This window comes from Cupriavidus sp. DB3 (genome assembly GCF_020418465.1).
Classification (GTDB): domain Bacteria; phylum Pseudomonadota; class Gammaproteobacteria; order Burkholderiales; family Burkholderiaceae; genus Cupriavidus; species Cupriavidus cauae.
The window spans coordinates 433,686-457,465 of the sequence record NZ_JAIZPL010000002.1; the positions used below are offsets into that span (position 1 = coordinate 433,686).

18 protein-coding genes, 1 tRNA gene and 1 pseudogene are annotated in these 23,780 nt (G+C 67.5%); 9 read left to right on the forward strand and 11 right to left on the reverse strand.

What is annotated here, in order from left to right:
- Nucleotides 1-160: 160 nt before the first annotated feature.
- The 3 genes from K7G19_RS07760 to K7G19_RS07770 form a co-directional block, all read right to left on the reverse strand.
- Nucleotides 161-892 carry a glutathione peroxidase gene (locus tag K7G19_RS07760; protein ID WP_149316391.1) on the reverse strand — a complete coding sequence of 244 codons (732 nt, stop codon included), beginning with the start codon at nucleotides 890-892 and terminating at the stop codon, nucleotides 161-163.
- A 149-nt stretch (nucleotides 893-1,041) separates the two neighbouring features.
- Nucleotides 1,042-3,936, reverse strand: coding sequence for a pitrilysin family protein (locus K7G19_RS07765; protein ID WP_226106701.1), 2,895 nt, complete (start codon nucleotides 3,934-3,936; stop codon nucleotides 1,042-1,044).
- Nucleotides 3,937-4,156: 220 nt separating this feature from the next.
- Nucleotides 4,157-6,163, reverse strand: a complete 2,007-nt coding sequence (locus K7G19_RS07770) for an alkaline phosphatase (protein ID WP_150082868.1) — start codon at nucleotides 6,161-6,163, stop codon at nucleotides 4,157-4,159.
- Between the two features lie 309 nt (nucleotides 6,164-6,472).
- Between K7G19_RS07770 and K7G19_RS07775 the strand changes: the two genes are divergently transcribed.
- Nucleotides 6,473-7,441: an alpha/beta hydrolase gene (locus K7G19_RS07775; RefSeq protein WP_223819555.1), complete on the forward strand. Its 969-nt coding sequence runs from the start codon at nucleotides 6,473-6,475 to the stop codon at nucleotides 7,439-7,441.
- A gap of 383 nt (nucleotides 7,442-7,824) precedes the next feature.
- Nucleotides 7,825-8,679, forward strand: a complete 855-nt coding sequence (locus tag K7G19_RS07780; RefSeq protein ID WP_226106703.1) for a D-amino acid aminotransferase — start codon at nucleotides 7,825-7,827, stop codon at nucleotides 8,677-8,679.
- A gap of 143 nt (nucleotides 8,680-8,822) precedes the next feature.
- On the opposite strand, the gene K7G19_RS07785 is transcribed toward K7G19_RS07780, so the two are convergent.
- On the reverse strand, nucleotides 8,823-9,374 hold the full coding sequence (locus K7G19_RS07785) for a helix-turn-helix domain-containing protein (RefSeq protein ID WP_149316544.1): 552 nt from the start codon (nucleotides 9,372-9,374) through the stop codon (nucleotides 8,823-8,825).
- A 135-nt stretch (nucleotides 9,375-9,509) separates the two neighbouring features.
- Here K7G19_RS07785 and K7G19_RS07790 point away from each other — a divergent pair, with 135 nt between their 5' ends.
- Together K7G19_RS07790 and K7G19_RS07795 are read left to right on the forward strand one after the other, a co-directional pair.
- The gene (locus K7G19_RS07790) at nucleotides 9,510-10,487 is read left to right on the forward strand and encodes a tripartite tricarboxylate transporter substrate binding protein (protein ID WP_226106705.1); all 978 of its coding nucleotides are present in this window, start codon (nucleotides 9,510-9,512) and stop codon (nucleotides 10,485-10,487) included.
- A gap of 84 nt (nucleotides 10,488-10,571) precedes the next feature.
- Nucleotides 10,572-11,345: an aldolase gene (locus K7G19_RS07795; RefSeq protein WP_149316396.1), complete on the forward strand. Its 774-nt coding sequence runs from the start codon at nucleotides 10,572-10,574 to the stop codon at nucleotides 11,343-11,345.
- 183 nt (nucleotides 11,346-11,528) lie between these two features.
- On the opposite strand, the gene K7G19_RS07800 is transcribed toward K7G19_RS07795, so the two are convergent.
- From K7G19_RS07800 to xth, 3 genes and pseudogenes are all read right to left on the reverse strand, one after another.
- Nucleotides 11,529-12,419, reverse strand: a complete 891-nt coding sequence (locus K7G19_RS07800; protein ID WP_226106706.1) for an SAM-dependent methyltransferase — start codon at nucleotides 12,417-12,419, stop codon at nucleotides 11,529-11,531.
- 106 nt (nucleotides 12,420-12,525) lie between these two features.
- Entirely contained in the window at nucleotides 12,526-13,545 is a 1,020-nt protein-coding gene (locus K7G19_RS07805; protein ID WP_226106707.1) for a MerR family transcriptional regulator, read from the reverse strand.
- A gap of 402 nt (nucleotides 13,546-13,947) precedes the next feature.
- Nucleotides 13,948-14,748: pseudogene (gene xth, locus K7G19_RS07810) on the reverse strand (exodeoxyribonuclease III); the annotation flags it as partial.
- Nucleotides 14,749-14,957: 209 nt separating this feature from the next.
- Here xth and K7G19_RS07815 point away from each other — a divergent pair.
- Nucleotides 14,958-15,034, forward strand: a tRNA-Val gene (locus tag K7G19_RS07815).
- A 220-nt stretch (nucleotides 15,035-15,254) separates the two neighbouring features.
- On the opposite strand, the gene K7G19_RS07820 is transcribed toward K7G19_RS07815, so the two are convergent.
- Nucleotides 15,255-16,676: a PLP-dependent aminotransferase family protein gene (locus K7G19_RS07820; protein WP_149316400.1), complete on the reverse strand. Its 1,422-nt coding sequence runs from the start codon at nucleotides 16,674-16,676 to the stop codon at nucleotides 15,255-15,257.
- Nucleotides 16,677-16,797: 121 nt separating this feature from the next.
- Between K7G19_RS07820 and K7G19_RS07825 the strand changes: the two genes are divergently transcribed.
- The 3 genes from K7G19_RS07825 (at nucleotide 16,798) to K7G19_RS07835 (ending at nucleotide 20,248) form a co-directional block, all read left to right on the forward strand.
- Complete coding sequence (locus K7G19_RS07825; protein ID WP_226106709.1) at nucleotides 16,798-18,156, forward strand: hydroxymethylglutaryl-CoA reductase, degradative; 1,359 nt, start codon at nucleotides 16,798-16,800, stop codon at nucleotides 18,154-18,156.
- 158 nt (nucleotides 18,157-18,314) lie between these two features.
- A complete protein-coding gene (locus K7G19_RS07830; RefSeq protein ID WP_150082877.1) occupies nucleotides 18,315-18,833 on the forward strand; it encodes a hypothetical protein in 519 nt (172 codons plus the stop codon).
- 23 nt (nucleotides 18,834-18,856) lie between these two features.
- Entirely contained in the window at nucleotides 18,857-20,248 is a 1,392-nt protein-coding gene (locus K7G19_RS07835) for a tripartite tricarboxylate transporter permease (RefSeq protein WP_226106710.1), read from the forward strand.
- Nucleotides 20,249-20,310: 62 nt separating this feature from the next.
- On the opposite strand, the gene K7G19_RS07840 is transcribed toward K7G19_RS07835, so the two are convergent.
- From K7G19_RS07840 to K7G19_RS07850, 3 genes are all read right to left on the reverse strand, one after another.
- Nucleotides 20,311-20,811: a cupin domain-containing protein gene (locus K7G19_RS07840; RefSeq protein ID WP_149316404.1), complete on the reverse strand. Its 501-nt coding sequence runs from the start codon at nucleotides 20,809-20,811 to the stop codon at nucleotides 20,311-20,313.
- 91 nt (nucleotides 20,812-20,902) lie between these two features.
- Nucleotides 20,903-21,727: an IclR family transcriptional regulator gene (locus tag K7G19_RS07845; protein ID WP_226106711.1), complete on the reverse strand. Its 825-nt coding sequence runs from the start codon at nucleotides 21,725-21,727 to the stop codon at nucleotides 20,903-20,905.
- Between the two features lie 3 nt (nucleotides 21,728-21,730).
- The gene (locus K7G19_RS07850) at nucleotides 21,731-22,504 is read right to left on the reverse strand and encodes an IclR family transcriptional regulator (protein WP_226106713.1); all 774 of its coding nucleotides are present in this window, start codon (nucleotides 22,502-22,504) and stop codon (nucleotides 21,731-21,733) included.
- Between the two features lie 270 nt (nucleotides 22,505-22,774).
- Here K7G19_RS07850 and K7G19_RS07855 point away from each other — a divergent pair, with 270 nt between their 5' ends.
- Complete coding sequence (locus K7G19_RS07855) at nucleotides 22,775-23,734, forward strand: MBL fold metallo-hydrolase (protein WP_149316407.1); 960 nt, start codon at nucleotides 22,775-22,777, stop codon at nucleotides 23,732-23,734.
- Nucleotides 23,735-23,780 lie beyond the last annotated feature (46 nt).

The window sequence follows — 23,780 nt, forward strand, 5'->3', positions numbered from 1 at the left end:
GAGAGACGATGGGTGAATTGGAGCTATTCGGGATGTTCGAAGTATTCGGGGCGGTTCAATCCACGGACCCGAGGGCGGCACGCCGCCATCGGGTCCGGCGACTGCCGGACCGCGCCACGGAAGAATCAGTGGAATCGGGGGATAAAGGCGCTGCGGGCGATCAGGCGGCCAGATACTGCTCGACCTGCTCGGCGCCGCCGATCAGCTTGCCGTTGATGAACACCTGCGGGGCGGTCATCGTGCCGGACACCGCGCCGAGCACCTTGCCGCGGATCTTGTGTTCCAGCGGCACGTCGATGTACTGGTAGCCGTTGTCCGCCAGCAGTTGCTTGGCCTTGGCGCAGAACGGGCAGCCTTCCTTCGAGAACACCACGACCTGGTCCGGCTTTTTGGCGTCCGGGGCGACGTAGGCGAGCATCGTGTCGGCGTCGGAGACCTTGAACGGGTCGCCCGGCTCTTCCGGCTCGATGAACATCTTGTCGACCACACCGTTCTTGACCAGCATCGAATAGCGCCAGCTGCGCTTGCCGAAGCCGAGGTCGGTCTTGTCCACCAGCATGCCCATGCCGTCGGTAAATTCGCCGTTGCCGTCGGGAATCATCACGATGTTCTCGGATTCCTGGTCCTTGGCCCACTCGTTCATCACGAAGGTGTCATTGACCGAGACGCACAGGACCGCGTCGACGCCGTGTTTGGCGAAAACGGGCGCCAGTTCGTTGTAGCGCGGCAGGTGGGTCGACGAACAGGTCGGGGTGAACGCGCCGGGCAGCGAGAAGACCACGACGGTCTTGTTGTCGAACAGCTCCGCGGTGTTCAGGTTCTTCCATTCATTGTTCTCGCGGACGCGGAACGTGACATTGGGGACGCGTTGGCCTTCACGGGATTGCAGCATTGGGATCGCTCCTGGTTGGGTAGTAGGTTCGGGTTTCCGGGGTGAGGTTCTTTGTGCTGCGTGGTTATGTGTCGCAGCGAAGGCCCCATTCTGGCGACGCCCCCTCCATTTGTACAATTTATCGTTTAAACCGTCGTCATTATGTATAGCTATTGACCGCCTTCAGGCGTGGCTGCCGCCTTGCCGGGGTCCCCGGCCCCGGCCGCGTCGGGCCAGGCACCGGCATAGACCTCGACAAAGCGGTCCGGGTCCAGATAGCGCCGGATCGCCGCATTGACCTGCTCGACCGTAGTCTGGTCGATGCGGCGCTCCAGCTCTTCGGTGAACGCCATGGTCTGGCCGACGAACAGCTGATAGGCCAGCATCGAGACCAGCGCCTCGTCGCGGCTGCGGGTGACCACCCCCTGCTGCCGCAGTCCGCTCCTGGCCTCGGCCAGTTCTTCCTCCGTCACGCCCTCGCGCAGGAAGCGCCGCAGCTCCCGCTGCACGCCGGCCTTGAGCCGGGGCAGGTTCTGCGGGGCAAAGGAGGCCTGGATGCCGAAGCGGCCGGCGGTATCCAGCGCGCCGATCCGCAGGTAGCTGGTGGCGCCATAGCTGATGCCCTCCTGCTGGCGCAGCCGGTCGGCCAGCCGGCTCTTCATCGAGCTGCCGCCGAAGATCCGGTTGGCGATCGCCAGCGCCGCATAGTCGGGATGGTCCATCGTCATGCCGATCGGCAGCGCGGCGGTGAAACTGGCATTGGCCTTGTGCGGCGTCGGCACGGCCAGGCTGGCCGGATGCAGCGGCAGGAAATCGCGCTCGACGCGGGCGAACGGCATCGGCGCGCTCCAGTCGCCGAACAGCGCCTGCACCTGCTGCCGGGCGGCTTCGGCATCGAAGTCGCCCACCAGCGCGAACTGCGCATGGCTGGCGCCGTAGAAGCGCCGATGGAAGTCGCGCAGTTGCTCAAGCTGGACCGCCCGCAGCTCGGCGATCGATTCCTCCAGCGTGGGCACATAGCGCGGGTCGCCCTTCGGATAGGGATTGCCGTGCCGGCCCAGCACGACCGGAGCAAGCGCCTCGGGCTGCCGTACCTGGCTCTGGATGCCGGCGACCGCAGTGGTGCGCAGCACCTCGAATTCCGCGGCGGGCAGGGTCGGTTCGCGCAGCACATCGCGCAGCAGCGTCAGGACCTGCGGCAGATGTTCGCGCGGCGCCTGGAAGCTGACGGTCACGCGTTCGGCGTCGCCCGAAACCCCGACCGTCGTCCTCAGCGACTCGAAGGCATCGATCAGCTGCTGCCGATCGCGTCCGCCGGCGCCGCGCATCAGCATGCCGGCGGTCAGCGTGCCTACCGCGTCCAGGCCGCGCAGGCTGTCGACATCGCCCATGCGCAGCACCAGTTGGCCGTGCACGCGCGCACCGCGCGTGGGCTTGGGCAGCATCGCCATGACCATGCCGTTCGGCAGCGTCGCGCGCAGCGTATGCGCCTCGATATTGGCGGGGGTCGGCGCGAACGGTGCGACCGGCGCGTTGCCGGGCTTGCCGCGATAGCCGCGCGTCAGCTCGGCCAGGTCCGGCGCCGGCGGAATCGCGACGTAGCTCGGCACGTCGACCGGAATGAACTGGCCCAGCGTGCGATTGGTGCGCTGCAGATAGTGGCGGGCGACGCGATTGACGTCGTCGACCGTTACCCGCTCGATCTGATCCCGCGCAATCAGCATCAGCCGCCAATCGCCCTTGGCGATGGCTTCCGACAGCGCCACGCCGTAGCTGGCCGGATTGTTCAGCATGCGTTCGTAGCCGTTGCGCGCGCGACGCTGCGCGCGGTCGAGTTCCTCCTGCGTGATCGGCTGGGCGGCGATGCCTTCCACCAGCTCCAGCAGTCCGGTGCGCGCCGGCTCCAGCGATTGCGCCTTGCCGACCTGCGCGAGGAACACCACGCTGCCCGGCTGCTTCAACGCTCGCAGAAAGCCCGTCTGCGACGCGGCCTTCTTCTGCTCGACCAGTCCGCGATACAGCCGGCCTCCCGGTATGGCGGTCAGGATATCGACCAGCAGCGTCATCGCCGCGGTATCCGGATGCGCGCCCGGGCCGATGTGATATTGCGCGGCCACGACCTGGATATCGCCGGGCCGCTGCAGCAGGATCTCGCGTGGTCCTTCCTGCGGCGGCTCGACGGTGTACTGTTCCGCCAGCACGCGGTTGGGCCTGGGGATCGCGCCGAAATAGCGGCTCACGCTGGCCAGCGTGCGGGCCGGATCGAATTGCCCGGTGATGACCAGCACCGCGTTGTCGGGCTGGTAGTAACGACGATAGAAGGCCTGCAGCGCATCGATGCCCACGTGCTCGATATCGCTGCGCGCGCCGATCGGCGCCTTGCCGTAGTTGTGCCAGTGGTAGGCGCTGGCCGCCAATTGGCGAAGCAGCACGCCAGTCGGGCTGTTTTCCCCGCGCTCCAGCTCGTTGCGCACCACCGTCATCTCGCTGTCGAGCGCACTGCGCGAGATCGTGCTGTTGACCATGCGGTCCGCTTCCATGCGCAGCAGCCAGTCGAGGTTTTCCTCGCTGGCGGCAAAGGTGGCGAAGTAATTGGTGCGATCGTGCGCGGTGGTGCCGTTGAACTGCATCCCCCGGCTCGCCATCTGCCGGCCGATCGCGCCATCGGGAACGCTCGGCGTGCCCTTGAACAGCAGATGCTCGAGCAGGTGGGCCATGCCGCTTTCGCCGTAGCTTTCGTGCCGGCTGCCGACCAGGTAGGTGATGTTGATCGTGGTGGTCGGCTGCGCCGCATCCGGGGCGAGCAGCACGCGCAGTCCGTTGGGCAGGCGGTATTCGGAGATGCCTTCGGCGGTGGCGACCGGCGTGGGCAACGCCGGCGCCGCCTCGCCGGCTGATGCGGGCGGCGGCACGCCCGCCGGTTCCACCGACGCAGGCGCGGCATGCGCCACGCCAGGGCCGCAGAACGCGGCGCCAAGTCCCGCGGTAAGCACGGCGCTCAGGACGGCGCCAAGGACCCTGATCGGGATGGCGGACAGGACCGGGCCGGCAGCGCTGCAACGCATGGGATCTCCGTGGTGGATCAGACAGACAGGTGGACGCGCCTTTGGGTGCCCACCTTCGGGTGCCCACCTTCGGGTGCCCGCCTTCGGGTGCCCCTTCCGCGGCGCGCATCGCATCGGATGCGCGCCGTCACTGATCGTACCAAACCCCATGCCTCAGCGCGGTGGCCAGCGGGGGCCGGCGGCGGCCGGCGGGGCGCCGCCCTGCCGCGCCGCGAACCCCTCAGACCACGTTCACCACCGCCGAACCCGCCGGCACCTCGACCGTGGTGACGCGCGCCGTCGCCGGCTGCGGCGGCGCATTGCCGTCGACCAAGCCCTTCATGATATGGAAGGCGCAGTTCAGCTTGTCCGGCGTCAACGTGACGATCGCATAGCCGGTGACATTGGTCTCCGCGTACCGCATCCACGGATTGAAATGCTGCAGCGTGCGATTGAGGGTATTGACGACCGCGCCGCTGACCTCCTCGTAGATCAACGCCTTGATCTCGGCAAAGCGCGGGTCGTTGTCGACCACGCTCTTGTACGTGCTCATCAGCGTATTGCTCGACAGCCCTGCCCCGACCAGGTCGACCATCACCGGCGTCGGCGTGGCCGCATCGAAGTCGTCCATCACCACGCCGGCAAAGAAGGCGTGGATATCTCCGGTCAGCGCCACCACATTGCGGACGTTGTTCGTCTTCAGGAAGGCCATCAGGTTCCGACGTTCCGCGTCGTAGCCATCCCACTGGTCCGCGTTCAAGACATAGGTGGCCAGCAGCGAGGCCGGTGGCAGGCGGCTGTCCAGCGTCGGCTTGATATTGGCGTCGAAGGTCGCGCTGTCGATGCCGGCCTGCGTGGACAGCAGTTGCCGCAGATTGGTGTAGGCGACGTTGTTCGGATAGGTCCCGGACGATAGCGCGGCGCGCAGGTCCGCGGTCAACGCCGTTTCCATCTGGTCGCGCAGCGGCGTCAGCGCCGTATTGCTTGCGATCAGCCGCAACACCATCAGCTCCGCGATGGCTTCGGTCAGATCGATCTGCATGCGCAGCAGCGAAACCTGGTTGCCCCACAGCTTCCACGTCGTCGCCGCACCGCCCACACGGTCCTGCCACCACGCGCGCTGCGCATCGCCCAGCATCGATACCTGCGTCAGCGCACCGCCGGCCGCGGCGATCTTGGCGTCCTCTGCCGCCTTCAGCGCATCGCGCCGGATGAAGAAGCGGCTGCCGACATCGCCGCCGGCATTGGCCTCGGAAATCAGATGGTCGGCGCGATACAGCCGCTCGTCCGTCATCAGCAGCGTCGCCAGATTGCCGAACGTGAACGCGCGATAGATCTGGATGTTCTGGAACGAGGGGTTGTTCAGGTCCAGCGTGACATCGGCGGGCAGGTACTCGAACCAGGCCTGGTTGGCGCTGCGCCGTCGCGCGGTCTGCGGCGACTGGTCGTCGTCGGCATCGTAGCTCTGGCGGTCCTGCCAGCAGTCGTCGGAGAACTCGTGGTCGTCCCAGATGGCGATCATCGGGAAGCGCGCATGCAGCGCCTGCAGGCGCGCGTCGCTGCGATAGGCCTTGTACAGATAGCGGTAGTCCTCCAGCGTGGTCGCGTAGCGGAAGCCGCTCGGCAGCGTCGTGCCGTCGGGCAGCGACAGCGGCGTATGGCGGCTTTCGACCAGATTGACCGGCGCGCCGTCGGCCACGGCCTCGTAGATGTAGTCGCCTGTGTGCACGATGAAATCGAGGTCCTGCTGGGCAAGCTCCTCCATGCCGGCCCAGTGGTTGATGCTCCAGTCCTGACAGCTGACGAAGGCGAACTTCAGCTGCGACAGCGGCGTGCCGGCCGCGGGCGCGGTGCGGGTGCGCCCGACCGGGCTGAAGCGGCTGCCCACGCGGAAACGGTAGTAGTAGGTGGTGGCGGCGCTCAGGCCGGTGACCTTGGTGCGCAGCGTGTAGTCCCACTCGGGCAAGGCGCGCAGAAGGTCATTGACGACCAGCGTGGAAAAGTCCTCCTGGGTCGACACCTGCAGGCGCACATTGACGTGGCGCCTGCCGTTGTCGCCTTCGACGCGTGTCCACAACACGACGCTGTCGGGACGAGGATCGCCGGAGGCGACCCCGTGGCGGAAGTCGAACAGGTCGGGTTCGGGCGGATCGGGATTGTCATCGCCACCGCCGCAGCCGGCCAACCCTGTGGTGGCGACCGAGACGGTGATGAAGCTTCCCCATTTCAAGAACTGGCGGCGATCCATGTTGTTCTCCTTGTCAGGACAGGGACAGGTGAGGGGACACAGGCAGCATAGGAAATCGATCCGCCGATCGCGAGGGGGTGACCCCCGATGCGGATGCGATGCCGCGACGCACAGGTCCGCACCATTGGGGTACTGCCGGCAATTGCCGCTATCCGCCCGTGTTCGGCAGCGATTTGCCGCACAGGGGCGAATTCGTATAAGGTGCGCCTCATGGATGAACAGAAACGCAACCCGAACCGCAATGCGAATCGCAATGTGAATCACCACGCGAATCACCACGCGAACCGCAGCTTGTTCCGGCAGGTCCTGATGCACCTGCCCTGCAAGACCATCGGCGCCGCCGCCGTGCTGACGGCAGCCGGCTTTCTCAGCTACTGGACCTACCTCGGCATCAATCAGGGCCGCCTGCTGTTCGACGCGAGGCGGCGCCCGCCGCGCGAACTGCCGGAAGGCATCACCGCCTATTCGCACACCATCCCCGGCGGGATGCTGCGCGGCTACGTGTATCGCGGCGATGCGCACTGCGCCGTCACCGATCTGTTGTTCTATTTGCCAGGTCGCGGGGAAGACGTGCTCGAGACCATGCAATTTCTACATTGGCTGCCGCCCGAAGTCGGCTTCGCCACGTTCGACTATCGGGGCCTCGGCCATTCCGACGGGAGCCCGTCGGAGGCGGCGGCCGTCGCCGATGCCAGCCAGTTCCTGCTGCATCTGCGGCGCGTGCTGCCGGGCACGCGGGTCCACGTGGTCGGCCGCAGCCTGGGCACGGGGGTCGCGATCCAGCTGGCCGATCTGCAGGACTTCGAGAGCCTGCAATTGATCACGCCCTACGATTCGCTGCTGGAACTGGTGCGCAAGCGGTTTCCGCTGGTGCCGCTGCGCCAGCTGATGCGTCATCACTTCGATTCGATCTCGCACTGCAAGAAGGTGGTGCAGCGGACCAAGGTGCTGCTCGCCGAGGTCGACGACGTCGTCCCGCATGCATGCTCCGAGCGCCTGATGGCGGCGTGGCCGGGGCCGGTGGCGGTGGAGACCATTCCCGGCAGCAATCATTCGGACATCATCGCGCACCAGAGCACGTGGCAGGCACTGAGCGACTTCGCGCTGCTGTTCGCGCGCCGGCCGGACCTGGACGCGCATGGCAATCGTCTTGACGAGACGCCCACGCCGGCCCCGGCACCGGACGAGCGCGTCGCTGCCAACGATACGGGCGGCGGCCAGGAGCCTCCGGGCTTGCCGGTCGCCGCCGCGCCGCTGCGTACCGACGGCGCGAGCTGAGGCGCGCGCTGCCGGCGCGCACCGGCCCTGCCCCGTGCCTCGTCGCATGGCATGGGCCAGCCGCCTGCCGCTCATTTCGACAGGTAGATCACGATCGCGATCAGCCCGATCGCGGCGAGGGTCAGCAACACGAAGGTGAGCACGGCGCCACGCTGTCAGTCGTTTTCCCCGGAGTATTCCGCAGGACACCGGTCAGCGGCGTCGGAGGGCCGCTGATTACGGCAAGGATTCGTCCTACAAGCAAGGCCAAGCTTGCTTTCGTCCGGCTTTCGTCCGGCGTTCGTCCGGAAGCCCCCCGGCACAAACGTTATGCGGATTCGGCATGACCCCGCGCGAGCCGCTGTGGAACAATGCCTCATCCTGTTCCACTCGCATCCAATGCCATGACTTCCAGCTCCGACGCCATCGTTTATCTGAACGGCGAATTGACGCCGCTGTCCGAGGCGCGCATCCCCGTGCTCGACCGCGGCTTTATTTTTGGCGACGGCGTCTACGAGGTGATCCCGGTCTATGCCGGCAAGCCGTTCCGCGCGGCACAGCATCTGGCCCGGCTCGCGCGCAGCCTCGATGCGATCGGTATTCCGAATCCGCATGACGAGGGCCAATGGACGGCGCTGATCGCGCGCGTGATGCAGGCCAATCCGATGCCGGACCAGATGATCTATATCCAGGTCACGCGCGGCGTCGCCAAGCGCATGCACGCCTTCCCGAAGGAAGTCACGCCGACCGTCTTCATCATGACCAATCCGATGTCGCTGCCGCCGGCTGCCGCAACCGAGCGCGGCGTGGCCTGCGTCACGATGGAGGACAAGCGCTGGCTGCACTGCCAGATCAAGTCCACCTCGCTGCTGGGCAATGTGCTGGCCGCGCAGAATGCGTCCGAGCATGGCGTCACCGAGGCCATCCAGTTCCGCGACGGCATGCTGACCGAGGCCTCGGCGTCCAACGTCTGGGTCGTCAAGAATGGCGTCGTCGCGGCGCCGCCCAAGGACAATCTGATCCTCGAAGGGATCCGCTATGGCCTGATCGAAGAGCTGTGCGCCCGCTTCGAGATTCCGCTGGTCTCCCGCCCGGTCACCCGCGACGAGGTGTTCGCCGCCGACGAAGTCCTGCTGTCGTCGGCCAGCAAGGAGATCCTTCCGGTGGTGACGATCGACGGCCAAACAATCGGCAAGGGCGTGCCGGGACCGGTGTTCCAGCGCCTGTACACGGCCTATCAGGAGGCCAAGACGGCCTGAAGCCGATTCGACGGAGGCAGCTGGCGGCGTGCCGGCTCCCACCCCACCCTGCCAAAGCCGCCGGCGGCGATGCGCCCCGGCGGCTTTTCCATTGCGGCTGCGGTTCTTGCTCCGGTTCTTGCTCCCGGTTCTTGCTCCGGCTGTTACTTCGCCGTGGTAACCAGCACCTCGGCCTGCGCCCGCCCTGCCGTGCGAATGCGGTGCGGCAGATCGGCATCGAAGTACAGCGAATCGCCGATCGACAACGCGATCGTTTCCTCTCCGAGCATCACCTCGACCTGGCCCTTCAGCACGAACAGGAACTCCTCGCCGCTGTGCGCGGAGCGCGCTTCGTCGGGAAACTCCCGTGGCGGATACATGATGAAGGGCTCCATCGCCTTGACCTTGCGCTGCGCGGCAATCGCCTCGTAACGATAGGTCCCCTCGCGTTCCGAGGGTGACAGCGGCTCGCGCTCGCCGGCGCGCGAGATGCACACGACTTCGTGCGCGCTGTCGCGGGCATCGCCCAGCAGTTGCCCCGTTCCCATGCCGTAGGCATCGGCGATCTTCAGGATCGTGGCGATCGATGGCGAACTGAGCCCCCGCTCGAGCTTGGACAGATAGCTGCGCGTCAGGCCGGTCTGCTCGGCCAGCGTTTCCAGCGAAAAGCCGCGTTGGCGGCGGAGGGTGCGGAGGCGATGCGCCAGATTGACCATGACGAGGCGGTAGCGAAAGCGACCGCGGCATTATATCGACGCTCCGGGTACAACATGTCCTACTTGACACAACACATTCCATAGGACACATTGTGTCATGCCGGCAATCACATGACACACAACGGAGAGTTCCAGATGAAAGCGCCCCGATGGATGATGGCGGTGGCCGGCTGTTGCCTGCTGACCGCCAATGCCTTATCCGCAGAGCCGTTCCCCGCCAAGCCGATCCGGCTGGTGGTGCCCTTTGGCGCCGGCGGCATCACCGACAACATCGCCCGCCTGGTCGGGCAGGAATGGTCCGGCGCGCTGGGCCAGACCGTGCTGATCGAGAACCGGCCTGGGGCCGGCGGCCTGATCGCCGCGCAGGCGGCCGCCAAGGCGGCGCCCGACGGCTATACGGTGTTCATGGGCACGGTGGGCACGCAGATCGTCAATCCGCTGATCTACCCAGCCGGCAAGCTGCCCTACTCGCCGGACAGCCAGTTCACGCCGCTGGGCATGGTGTCGAAGTCGCCCTTCATGCTGGCGGTGGCCGCCAGCGTGCCCGCGCGCGACCTCAACGAATTCCTCGCCTATGCGCGCAGCCATCCGGACCGGCTCGACTACGGATCGGCGGGCAGCGCCAGCGCGCCGCACATGAGCATGGAACTGTTCAAGCTGCTGAGCGGGACAAAGATCAATCACGTGCCGTACAAGAGCGGCGCGGAAGCCGTCAATGCCGCCATCGGCGGCCATGTCGCCGCGGTGATCGACGCAGTGCCGGTGGTGATGCCGCAGGTCAAGGCCGGCAAGCTGCGCGCGCTGGCGATCGCCAACGGCACGCGCTCCAGCGCCGCTCCCACGGTGCCCACGAGCCAGGAAGCCGGCTTGCCATCGTTCGAGACCAGCTCATGGAATGCGCTGTACGTCCCGGCCGGCACGCCGCCGGCAGTCGTCGACAGACTGGCCACGACGCTGCGGACCACGCTGGCGCGCCCGGGCTTGCGCAGCCGGCTCGCGGCGCAAGGCAGCGAGGCGCTGGCCGGCACCCGACAGGAATACGCCGCGACGATGGCCGCCGAAAAGAAGAAGTGGGCGGCGGTGGTCGAAGCGGCAAAGATCAAGGCCGAGTAAGGGCGACCCCAATCGGACGCCCCCCGGGCGACCGCAACCGGACGACCGCAACCGGCCCCTCGACATCCCAACGGAGCATCCAACATGGCTGATACCTTCGACCTGAAGAAAGACGAGCTGATCGCCCGCGCACAGGGCGAGATGCAAACCCGGCTGACCGTGCCGGAACGATCGCTGCGCGAAAAAGTGGCGCTGACCTGCCGCATCCTGTTCGACGGCGGCCACGATTCCGGCCTTGCCGGCCAGATCACGGCTCGGGCGGACGCACCCGGCCGCTACTACACGCAGCAGCTGGGACTCGGCTTCGACGAGATCACCGCGGAAAACCTGCTGCTGGTCGACGAAGACCTGCGTGTGCTCGAGGGCGGCGGCATGGCCAATCCCGCCAACCGCTTTCACTCGTGGATCTATCGCGCGCGGCCGGACGTCAACTGCATCATCCACACGCATCCGTTCCACGCGGCCACGCTGTCGATGCTGGAAGTCCCGTTGACGGTGTCGCATATGGATACGTGCGTGCTGTATGGCGATTGCGCGTTCCTGGAGAAATGGCCGGGCGTGCCGGTCGGCAACGAGGAAGGCGAAATCATTTCGGCGGCGCTGGGCGACAAGCGCGCGATCCTGCTGGCCCACCACGGCCTGCTGATCGCGGCGACCTCGGTCGAGGAGGCCTGCGTGATGGCGCTGCTGTTCGAGCGCGCGGCCCGCATGCAACTGGCCGCGATGGCGGCCGGCACCATCAAGCCGCTGCCCGAGGCGCTGGCCACGGAGGCGCACGACTGGATCCTGACGCCGCGCCGCTCGCAGCTGACGTTCGAGTACTACGCCCGCCGGACGCTGGCGGCGGCACGCGGCTGAGTGGTGGCGTCTGGCGTCTGGCGTCCGGCGTCCGGCGTCCGGCGTCCGGCGTCCGGCGTCCGGCGTCAGCCGTCCGGCGTCAGCCGTCCGGCGTCAGCCGTCAGCCGTCAGCCGTCAGCCGTCAGCCGTCAGTCAGGCGTCAGGCGTCTGCCGTCTCGCGCCTGGCGCCTCCACGACGCCAGGCTATCGCGCTTCTCCCACGCTGGCGCACAGCACCCGCAGGCCGCCGCCGGCGGTCTGCAGGCCGTCCTTGCGGCGAGGGAAATAGCGCGCGTTCAGCGCCGGCGCGTCGAGATCCGTCACCTCGGTAAAGCCCATGGCGGTCAGCCGTTGCACCAGTTGTTCCGGCACAAACTCCGACAGCCAGGGCTCGCCCAGCGCGGCCACCTGCCCGGCCATATGCGCCGCCATCACGCGCTCGAATGGCGGCAGCACGCCGGCATCGACGCGGTAGTCGAACACGATGCGCGTGCCCGCCGGCAGGCTGGCGACATGGCGCAACGTGCTTTCGATCGCGGAGTCCGTCAGATACGGCGTCACGCCGAGCCATACGAAGCAGGCGGGCCGGTCGCGGCGAAAGCCCGCCGCCTCCAGCACGCCCTGCAGCGATGCATGCTGAAGGTCGGCCGGCACGGCGGTCACACCGTCGGGCATGCTCAGCCCGGCCTGCCGCATCAGGTCTCGCTTCCACGCCTGCGTGGCGGGATGGTCGACCTCGAATACGCGCATGCCGTCATCCGCCGCGGGCACGCGCCACGCCAGCGTATCCAGGCCCGCGCCGAGCACCACGCATTGGCGCACGCCGGCGCAAGCGGCCTCGGCCAGTTCGGCATCGGCCACCATCGCGCGCGCCACCACCGCGGCGCGCATCGGGCGCGCCATCGGGTCGTTATGGCGATAGGGATCGTCCCGCACGGCGCGTTCGAGTTCGGGGCCAAGAATCGGCAAGGCAATGGGATCGGGCAGCACGAGCGGATCGTCGAGCAACTGGTGAACGGCGCGCGCAATGGCCATCATCAGCGCTGTCGTGCTGGGCCGGCCCTGGGCCAGCGCGGTGGTGTCGGTGTGGGACATGGCGGTCTCCTGCTGCGAAAGCGGGGCAGCATAGACCCTGACGTGGACGTCAGGGTCAACCCCCCGCGCGTGCCGGTTCCCATCATGTCAAGGCGTGACCCGATCGTCAGCGCCGCCGCGACGGCGCCTTACCGGCGTGCGTGCGCACCGCCTCGACAAACTCGCGCACGCCGGGATCGACCATGTGCCCGACCTGCAGCAGCGGCTCGTCGCGATAGGCCTTCAGCAGCTTGTCGCGCAGCCCTGCATCGTGGCCCACCATACGGTCGACCAAGGCATCCCAATCGCGCACCAGCGTGCGGCTCGCCGCCGCGGAAGGATCGGTGCCAGCCGCGATCAGCGCACGGGCGCGCTGCGCCAGCGCCCGCCATTCGGGTTCGAGCCGTTTGTCGAGCCGCGCCAGTTCGTCCGGCGACAGGTGCCGCAGCCACGCCGCCATGCGCAGTTCGACGGCCGCCTCCATATAGCGGATCATCGTCGCGTCGATGCCGCCAAAGCCCTGTTGCGCGGCCTGCTTGATCATTTCGCCCCAACGGATGGCCCGTGCCATGTCGCCCTGCATCCAGCGCATGGCCAGATGCATCCAGCGAGCCGCCAGCGCCTGCGTGCCGATCGCATCCGCGGGCCATTGCCGGGCCATCGCCTCCCGGACTTCGTCCAGCAGCGGCTGCCATTCCGCCTCGGTGGCGATCCACTCGCGGAAGATCGTTTCGAGCTCCGCCTCGCTGAAGTACTCGCGATAGGCCCGCATCTGGCGCAGGGCCGCAAGCCAGTGCTCGATCTCGGGCTCGCCGCCCGCGGCCAGCACCGTCTGCAGCAGCATCAGACGGCCACGCAGTTCGGTCGCCCGGGCAATCTCGCGATCGAGCGCCTCGATCTGCTGCGTGACGATGCGATGCCGCGGCGGCCCCTCGCCCGCCAGCAGCGCGCCGATGGCGGCCAGCGACAGGCCGGACTGGCGCAAGACCTGGATCGCATGCAGCCGCGCCACGTCGTCGCGCTTGTAGAGGCGATAGCCCGCGGCCGAACGCCCGGAAGGCTTGAGCAGGCCGATGCGGTCGTAGTGATGCAGGGCGCGGACCGTCAGGCCCGCCTGCCTGGCGAGCGCGCCGACTTTCAGGAGCATGGGCGAAGCGAGGGGGAGTTCAATCGACAAACGGCATTGGCGCGGCGCCTGTGGCCGCGACGGGCGTCATTGTCGCTCAGTCGCGCTTCACCTGGCGGCGGTGGCCTTCTTGGCGGTGGCTTTCTTTGCTGGGGTGGCTTTCTTTGCCGGGGTGGCTTTCCTGGCCGTAGTGACTTTCTTTGCGGCGGTAGCGTTCTTTGTATCGGTGGATTTCCTGGCCGCAGTGACCTTCTTTGCGGCGGTAGCGTCCTTTGTACCGGTGGCCTTCTTGGCAGCCGTGGCCTTCTCCGCAGCGGCGCCCCGCTTGGCAGCCGCAGGCGCCTTCGCGATAACCGCCTTCGCAGCCGCGGCCCCGGTCGTGGCAGCCTTCTTCGCCGGCGCCTTCGCCGCCGCCTTCGACGACGCCCGACGCCCTCCCGCGCCACCACCGAACTCCAGCGTGATCCACGCCGGCGCATGGTCGCTCGCCTGCGGCGCGCCGCGGACCCAGCGATCGACGCCGGCCTCGCGCAACGCCGGGGCCAGCGTCCCGTTCAGCAGCAGATGGTCGATGCGCAGCCCCGAATTGGTCTGCCAGTGCTGGCGGAAGTAATCCCAGAAGGTATAGATCCGCTCGTCGGGATATTTTTCGCGCAAGGCATCGACCCATCCCTGCTCCAGCAGGCGTCGATAGCAGGCGCGGCTTTCGGGCTGCAGCAAGGCGTCCTTGAGCCAGGAACGCGGGTTGTAGATGTCCTCGTCGGTCGGCACCACGTTGTAGTCGCCAGCCAGCACGACCGGATGGCCGCTGTCGTAGAGCGTGGCCGCATACTTCAGCAGGCGCTCGAACCAGGCCAGCTTGTAGTCGAACTTCGGGCCCGGCTGCGGATTGCCGTTCGGCAGATACAGGCAGCCCACCAGCACGCCATGCACCGCCGCCTCGATGTAGCGGCTCTGCTTGTCGCCATCGTCCCCGGGCAATCCACGCCGGCTTTCGATCGGCTCGGTTCCGCGCGACAGGATCGCCACGCCATTCCAAGACTTCTCGCCATGGCAGATCGCGCCATAGCCGGCGGCACGAATCGCATCGATCGGAAAGCCGGAATCGACGGTCTTCAATTCCTGCAGGCAGACGACGTCGGGCGCCTCGCGCTCCAGCCATTCCAGCAATGCGGGCAGGCGGGCGCGGATGCCGTTGATATTGAAGGTGGCGATCTTCAGCATGGCACGTGTGAATGGGCGAATGGGGGAATGGGCGGATGGGCCAAATGGCTGGCTGGGCAGGCTGATTGGCTTGCCGTTGTTCCCTTTTTAGGAGAGCCACGCGGGCCCGGCAATCGGGCGGTGTCCCACAGCCCGCAAATCCGTGCCGCATTTTTTTCGCGGCAGGCTTGTGCGCACGCAAAAGCTTCTCTATAATCCGCGCCTTCCACAGGCTCGTAGCTCAGCTGGTTAGAGCACCACCTTGACATGGTGGGGGTCGTTGGTTCGAGTCCAATCGAGCCTACCAACGCAAATCGACGACGGCACCGGAGGCATCGCCATCCGGTGCCGGCGACGACCTTGCCCACCGCGATCGCGTTCTGCATCCCGGTTTTCCACTCAGTCGTTTCCTTGGCCGTTTCCGTATCGGGCGCCATCACGCCGGCCGCATGACGTCATGGCGCCACGCCCCCGCAAGTCCGCATTGGCCCGGCCGCAGCATTGGCGCTCGCGATGTGACCGACGGGCTAACCCCGCCCGCGCCGCCCCAACACCCGCCTGACGGCTGCCTCGAACCGCGGATCCAGCACCGCGCCCACATTGAACCGCGCCCAAGGCGACCGGGCCTCCGGATCGACACGGAACACGCGGCCGGGCGCGATCATCACCTTCTTCGCGAGCAAGGCCTCGGCCAGCGCGAGCGAGTCCGGCGCGTCCGGAAACGCGGCCCACAAGTACAGGCTCTGCGGCGGACGCACCCATACGTCCGCGTCCAGCCGATCGAACAGCGCCAATGCCTGCTCGGTGGCGGCGGCCAGCCGCGCCCGCAGTTTGGCGAGATAGCGCTGGTAATGGCCTTCGCTGAGGATCACGTCGACCGTGCGCTCGCAGTACTCCGAGCTGCTGACATGGATCAGCGCCTTCAGGTCGGCCAGATCGCTGGCCAGCGCGTCGTTGCACGCGATATAGCCGACCCGCAGCGCCGCCGAGAAGGACTTGGAAAAACTGCCGATATAGATCGTGCGCTGCAACTGGTCCAATGCGGACAGCCGCGGCAGCGTGGTCGGCTTGAAGTCCGCCAGCGCGTCGTTCTCGACCACCAGCAGATTGAAGCGCTCGGCCAGCTGCAGCAGGCGATACGCCTTGGCCGCGGAAAGATCCGAGCCGGTGGGGTTGTGGCCGACCGATTGGGTGAAGAACAACCGCGGCCGCTCGCGCGTCAGGATCTGCTCCAGCGCGTCGATGTCCGGGCCATCCGCGAGCCGCGGCACGCCGACGATGCGGGCGCCGGCAAGCTTTAGCTTGCCGAACAGCGGGTAATAGCCGGGATCGTCGACCAGCACCGTGCCGCCGGCCGGCACGAAGTAGCGGATCACCAGGTCCAGCGCCTCGTTGGCGCCGTGCGTCAGCACGATCTGCCTGGCCTGCGCGCCGATGCCGACATCGCCGAGCTTGCGGACCAGATGGTCGCGCAGCGGGCCGAAGCCGAAACGGTTGCCGTAGCGGAACAGCGCGCCCAGGCCGGTGCGCACGACCTTGTGGTGATAGCGGTCCAGCCGCGCCTCCGCCAGCCATGACACCGGCGGGAAGCCGTCCCCGACCGCCAGCACGTCGGGCCGGCTCTTCAACTGCTCGCGCATCAGCCAGACGATGTCCATCGCGCGGCCCAGTGTGCCGGCATCCTCCTCGGGCGCGGGCCGGACTGCCACCTCCCGAACGAAGAAGCCCGAGCCACGCCGCGGCTCGACCAGCCCGCGCGCGACCAGCAGTTCGAAGGCGGCCACGATCGTGTTCTTGCTGTAGCCATGCAGTTGCGCCAGTTCGCGCAACGAGGGCAGGCGATCGCCGGTGCGATAGGCGCCTTCGGCGATCTGGCGGGCGATCGAGTCGGCCAGCGTGGTGGCGAGCGATGGGGATTTGCGGGCGGTGCCCGGAGCGGTGGAGGTCATCGATAGGGCGCAAATACCGGGCGGCTGGTCACTGTCCCCGCAAACTGTACCCCTATTGACTGGTACAGTCACCCTAGACTGTCTCCATTCCATACCAGAGAACCATAGAACGGAGACCTCGATGCTTGCCTCCCTCCCCTCGTCCGATGCCGCCGCTGCCTCCGATGGCACCGCCGCGGCCGACTCCCGCCGCAAACCCGTCGATTCCCGCCTGCCGCGCTTTCGCGAGATGACGCCGGCCCAGCGCCTGGCCGCCATCGCGGACGCGGTCGGCCTGGACGACGACGAGCACGCACTGCTGGCCGAGCCCGGCGCGCTGGGCGCGGCACGTGCCGACGGCATGATCGAAAACGTGATCGGCACCTTCGAGTTGCCCTTCGGCGTGGCCGGCTACTTCCAGATCAATGGCAAGGACGTGCTGGTGCCGATGGCGGTCGAGGAACCGTCCGTCGTTGCCGCGGCCTCCTACATGGCCAAGCTCGCGCGCGGCTGCGGCGGCTTCGAGACCTCGAGCTCCGGCCCGCTGATGCGGGCGCAGGTGCAGGTGGTTGGCGTCGCCGATCCCTATGGCGCGCGGCAGGCGCTGCTGCGCCATCGCGACGAGATCCTCGCCGTTGCGAACGCGCGGGACAAGGTGCTGATCGGACTTGGCGGCGGCTGCCGCGACATCGAGGTCCATGTGTTTCCCGACACGCCGCGCGGCGCGATGGTGGTGATGCACCTGATCGTCGACGTGCGCGACGCGATGGGCGCCAATACCGTCAATACGATGGCCGAGGCGGTATCGCCGGTGGTCGAGCGCATCACCGGCGCGCCGGTCCGGCTGCGCATCCTGTCGAACCTCGCCGACCTGCGCCTTGCGCGCGCACGCGTGCGGCTGACGCCCGAAGCGCTGGCCACCGGCGAGCGCAGCGGCGACGCCATCATCGAAGGCGTGCTCGACGCCTACACCTTCGCGGCAATCGACCCGTACCGCGCGGCGACACACAACAAGGGCATCATGAACGGCATCGATCCGGTCATCGTCGCGACCGGCAACGACTGGCGCGCGGTCGAGGCCGGCGCGCATGCCTATGCCTGCCGCGCGGGCCGCTACACGTCGCTGACGCATTGGGAGAAGGACGCCACCGGCGCGCTGGTCGGCACCATCGAATTGCCGATGCCGGTGGGGCTGGTGGGCGGCGCCACCAAGACCCATCCGCTGGCGCGGCTCGCGCTGAAGATCCTGGGCGTGCAAAGCGCGCAGGAACTCGGCGAAATCGCCGCCGCAGTCGGACTGGCGCAGAATCTCGGCGCCCTGCGCGCGCTCGCCACCGAAGGCATCCAGCGCGGCCATATGGCGCTGCACGCCCGCAATATCGCGCTGGTCGCCGGCGCCGTCGGCCAGGAGGTCGAACAGGTGGCGCGCCGGATGGCCGAGGAAAAGGACGTGCGCACCGACCGTGCAATCGAACTGCTGGCGCAGCTGCGGCAGGGATAGAGGCGCCCCCCGGCGGCGGGAGACTTCCCTCTCCCCGGCCTCTCTCCCGCGAGCAGGCAAGGGGTTAAGGGAGGGGGCAGCGACCTGCCGACCACCCCCGCTCGCCACACCAAGAAAAAGCGCCCGCCGACAAGCGAGGCGCCACACAGGAGACAACCATGCAACCACAACCCAAGGCCGCCGGTAGCCCGCTGGTCGAAGTCTGGGGCGATACCGCCAATCCGCGCCATCTCGCCTGCGCCATCGTCATCGGCGGCGCGCTGAGCCTCGCGGCCTTTGCGATCGCCAGCCGCATCCTGACCGAACTGGTCCGCACACCGGAGCTCGCGCGCGCCTATGCGATGCTCGCCGGGCTGGCCGGCTGCGTGCTGGCCGGCTTCATCTGCGCCTGCCTCTTCAAACCCAAGCGCGTGGTCACCGAGGACAGCGGAACCGATGCGAGCAGCGCAACCGCGGCCGCCGCACGCGAGCAGGCGCTCGACCGTCTTGCCGAGGAATCCGGTGGACTCGGAACCATGGCCGACCTCCCCGCCGCCACGGTGCAGGAACTGCGCGAACTCCAGCTCTACGAGCTGTTTGCCGCGCGCGAACGCGGTGCGATGGCCGCCGGCCACGCCGACGTCGCGATACCGGATGCGGACGCGGCCGCCGCTCCTGCTCGCCCCAACGCCGCCTGACCCGCCACCGCCTGGAGCGCATCATGATCGAATCCACCCCTCTGCTGACGCAGATCCTTGTCGCGCTGGGCATGGGCCTGGCCGGCGCCATCGTCTTCGCGGCGATCGGCCTGGTGTCGGGCACCGACGAGACCACGACGCTCGCGCCGCTGACGTTGCTGGTCGTGCTGCTCGGCGTGCCGCCCGCCGGCGTGTTCACCTTCTTCCTGGCCGGCGCGGTCGCCAAGCACATGACGCACGCGGTGCCGACCGCGTTGCTCGCCATTCCCGGCGATACCATGGCCACGCCGCTGATGCAGGACGCCAATCATCTGCGCAATCTCGGCGTGCCGCATATCGCGCTGCGCAAGATGATTTCCGGCGCCATCGTCGCCGCGTTCTGCGCGGTGCCGCTGGCCGTGCTGTTCGCCGTGCTGCTGGCCCCGTTCGGCGCCACGATCACGAAAGCCGCGCCGTGGATCTTCGTGGCCGCCGCGCTGGTGATCGCCTACGCGTCGCCGGGCCGCTGGGCCTCGGTGGCGACGCTGGTGCCCTTCGTGGTGGTGATCGTCGCGCTGCAGACCCTGACCGCGAAATTCGGCGTCAAGCTGAGCATCAGCTATTTCCTCGGCATCGCGATCGGCCCGCTGATCGCGGACCTGTTTTCGACGCTGTCGCCGGTCGACCGTCCGCGCATGCAGCGCAAGGAAGCCCGCACGTTTACGCTGGCACCTGACGTGAAGGGATGGAGCGGCTATTTCCCCAATCCGTTGAAGGTAATGGACGGCACGCAGACCCGCTGGACCGTGGCGACCGCGGCGATCTCGAGCGCAACCTTCGTGTTCAGCCCGGTCGCGATGACCGTGGTGCTGGGTGAACTGGTCGGCTCGCGCATCAAGCACGCCTATCACCGGCTGACCACGGTGCTCAGCGCGCGCAACGGCGTCACCGAGGCGACCTATATCGCCGAGGCGCTGATTCCGCTGATCGCCTTCGGCCTGCCGCTGAGCCCGGTGGCCGCCGGTCCGGCCGCGCCGCTGTTCAATGCCCCGCCGGTCTTCACCGTCGATGCCGGCAACGGCCAGACCCACAACCTGCACAACCTGCTGAGCCACTGGGAATTCCTCGGCTACGGCCTGCTGGCGGTGCTGCTGGCGGCGATCGTGTCGTATCCGTTTGCGATGAATTACGCGCGCCGCGCCGCGCTGTTCGTATCGCGCCGCATTTCGCACGAGGCCATCGTCGCCACCTTTGTCGGGCTGATCCTGGTGATCAGCGTGTGGGAAGGTCAGCTGCTGGGCCTGCTGGTGATCGTCACGCTCGGCTCGATCGGCGGCCTGCTGTCGCGCGTGCTGGGCTTCAACACCGGCGTGCAGTTCATGGGGTATTACACGGCGGTGCTGACGGTGCCGGCGCTGATCAAGCTGGCGGGATAAGCGCACCGCCTACCGCTTCCTGCCTCTGCGGTTCGCCAGCGTCGCAGCTGGCGAACCGTGCTTCACTCCCCTTCCCAATAGTCCAGGCTCCCCTCCGCGCGGCCGATATAGGCAAACCCATTGCCGTGATCGAGCACGCCGAACTTGCCCGAGTCGGGATAGTGGCAAAGCTCCGGCGCGGTCATCGTGCTGACGGCCAGCACTTTCAGTTCCTGCGTACCGGTATTGATGATCTGATGCGCCGTTTCCGGACCGCCCGCCGGACAGGCGATCACGTCGCCGGCGCGAACGGGATGGCGCGACTCGCCGATGCGCACTTCGCCGCTGCCTTCGACGATAAAGAACATCTCCTCGTTGGCGCGGTGGCTGTGGAAAGGAAACACGCGCTTGCCGGGCTCGATCACCGTCAGGTTGTAGCCGAGCTTTTGCGCGCCGAGCATGCGCCCGATCGGCGCCATGCGGCCGCCGTAGCGGTCGGCGGGGAGTTCGGAGCCGTATTGGCGCGACAGGTCGGCGAAGTCGAGGTATTGGGCGTCGGCGATGTTCAGGATGGGGCGTGACATTGGGTCGTCTCCTTGAAGATTGTTGTCCTGACAGTCTAGTGTTGGCCTGACACCATGTTCGAACAATGGAAATCAAGGCTGGGCAGTCATCTCACCCCCGTGCGTCGGATTGCGTCCGCCCAAATCGCCACGACAAGCGTTGCGCTGCGCCGGCCAATTGGCGCGCGACGTTGCCGTCGTGCCCGCTATCGAAACTCCCCGCCGTCCCCATCGCCGCGAGCACCAGCACCACGGTACCGGTGTGGTCGAACACCGGCACCGCCAACGTATGGATGCCGGGCACCGGTTTGTCGAGTGCATCGTCGACGCCTTGCGCGCGAATGCGGGCCAGCCTCGCGGCATAAGGGGTCTTGCCGGTCCCGATGTCCTTCGTCGACGCGCCCGCCATCCGCACCGCTTCCTGGTGGAGCATTCCGCCGAGCACATCTTCCGGCAGATGCGCGGCAAACACGCGGCCGATTGCGGTATTCACCAGCGACAGCACCGTGCCGACGCGCAGGCTGACGTGCTGCGGCCGCGTCGATTCCTCGAGCCGCACGACCGTCGGTCCGAGCGGCCCGAGCACGGCCATTGCGACACTGAGGCCGGTATCCACGGCAAGGCCGCGCACTTCCGGCTCGGCCTCGCGCACCGGCGACAGGCGCTGCAACGCGATCAGTCCCAATTGCAGGGCCAGCGGTCCCGGCAGAAAGCGGCCATCGGCATCGCGCTCGAGCACGCCGGCTCGCAACAGGCTGACCAGGTGCGGAAAGGCCTTGGCGGGCACCATGCCCGCGCCGCGCGCCAGTTCGCTCAGCGCGAGCGGACCGCCAGCGCGCAGCAGCGCACCGATCAGCTGCGCGCTGGCGTCGAGCGCCTGAATGCCGCGTTGCGGCTTGCCCGTGGCCTCGTCGGTCGTTCCAGTGGCATTCGTCATGGCTCAGCCCTCTACGCGCAGTGAATCGGCGATCTGCCCTGCGGTTGCCTGCAGGGCGCGCGCAAGATCGCCTCGCCAGGTCGTGTCGATGGTTGCGGTCGGGCCGATTGCGGTAAGCAGCAGCCGGAGGGCGCCGGCGGCGTCGCGTACCGGCACGCACAGGCTGCTGACGCCGGGACTCGGGATATCGATGCTGCGGGCGATGCCGCGGCTGCGCACCTCGTCCAGTTCGGCAAGGAACGCCGCGCGTTTGGGACGCGCCGGCAGGGCGTCGAACAGCGGCACCCATTGCGCCTCGGGCATGCAGGCGCAATACATGCGGCCGGTAGCAGTAGTGGCCAGCGACATCACGGTGCCGACATGCAGGTTGACGTGCAGCGGCGCGTTGCCGCGCTCGTAGCGCACGATGGTGGGACCCTGCGGGCCCGGCACGCTGACCGCCACGCTGCAGCCGGTTTGCGCGGTCAGCGCGGCGACCAGGGGCACCGCGGCGTGCAGGCCGGGATCCAGCTCCAGCCGCATCCGCGCCAGTTGCAGCGCCAGCGGCCCGGGTTCGAAGCGATCATCGAGATGGTCGCGCTTGATCCAGCCCTGCCGCGTCAGCGATACGAGGTAGGGATGGGCCTGAGCCGGGGCGATGCCCACGGCCGTGGCGAGTTCGACCGCAGATAGCGGTGCGCCCGCCTCTGCCAGCGCCTGCAGGAAGCGGCCCGCCACGTCGACGCTCTGCACGCCGCGCTGCGTCTTCTCCTGTCCCGCCTGCCCTGGCCCGCTCATGGTTGCCCTCCGAAAGGCTGGATATTAATCCAACGCCGCATGGGCGCCGCGCTTGCCACCCGCCGGTCTGTTGTTCGTTCTTTATGTTTTAGCCAATAACTTATCCATTGACTAACGCACGGAGACCTCCTACCATCCGTCTACCCCGACAACGCCGCATGCCCTCTCGCGCGCGGCCAATCCAATAACGAAGGGGCGAGACAGTACCTGTGCATTGCCGCTGCGCAATGCCGCCCGCTGCCGCGCCCCGTCACCCACGACGAGGCAAGCATGGCCAAAGCATTCGCATCGCAAGCCGACCTGGAAGCCAAAAAGGTCACCTTCACCCAGCTGTCCGAGAACGCCTACGCCTACACGGCCGAAGGCGATCCGAACTCGGGCGTGATCATCGGCGACGACGGCGTGCTGATCGTCGACACCACCGCGACGCCCGCGATGGCGCAGGACCTGATCGCCAGGATCCGCACGGTCACCGACAAGCCGATCAAGTACGTCGTGCTGTCGCACTACCACGCGGTTCGCGTGCTGGGCGCCTCGGCGTATTTCGCCGAGGGCGCGCAGCAGATCATCGCCAGCCGCGGCACCTACGAAATGATCGTCGAGCGTGGCGAGGCCGACATGAAGTCGGAGATCGAGCGGTTCCCGCGCCTGTTCGCCGGCGTCGAGACCGTGCCGGGCCTGACCTGGCCGACGCTGGTGTTCGACAAGGAAATCACGCTGTTCCTCGGCAAGCTGGAAGTCCGCATCGCGCATCTCGGCTCGGGCCACACCAAGGGAGACACCGTGGTCTGGCTGCCGTCGCAGAAGGTGCTGTTCTCCGGCGATCTGGTCGAGTACGAGGCAGCTTGCTATTGCGGCGACGCGCAGCTGGCCCAATGGCCGGCGACGCTGGACGCGCTGCAGGCGCTGGGCGCCGAGAAGCTCGTCCCGGGGCGCGGTCCGGCCTTGACCACGCCGCAGCAGGTCCGCGAGGGCATCGCCTACACCAAGGACTTCGTCAGCACGCTGTACCGCGCCGGCCAGGAAGCGGTCGCTCGGAAGATGGATCTGAAGGCCGCGATGGCGCATACCCGCAAGAGCATGGACCCGAAGTTCGGCCACGTCTTCATCTACGAGCACTGCCTGCCCTTCGACGTGACGCGCGCCTATGACGAGGCGTCCGGCATCACGCATCCGCGCATCTGGACCGCCGAGCGCGACAAGGAAATGTGGGCCGCGCTGCAGGACTGACGCGGCGGTATCGGCATCGGTATCGGCATCGGTATCGGCATCGGTA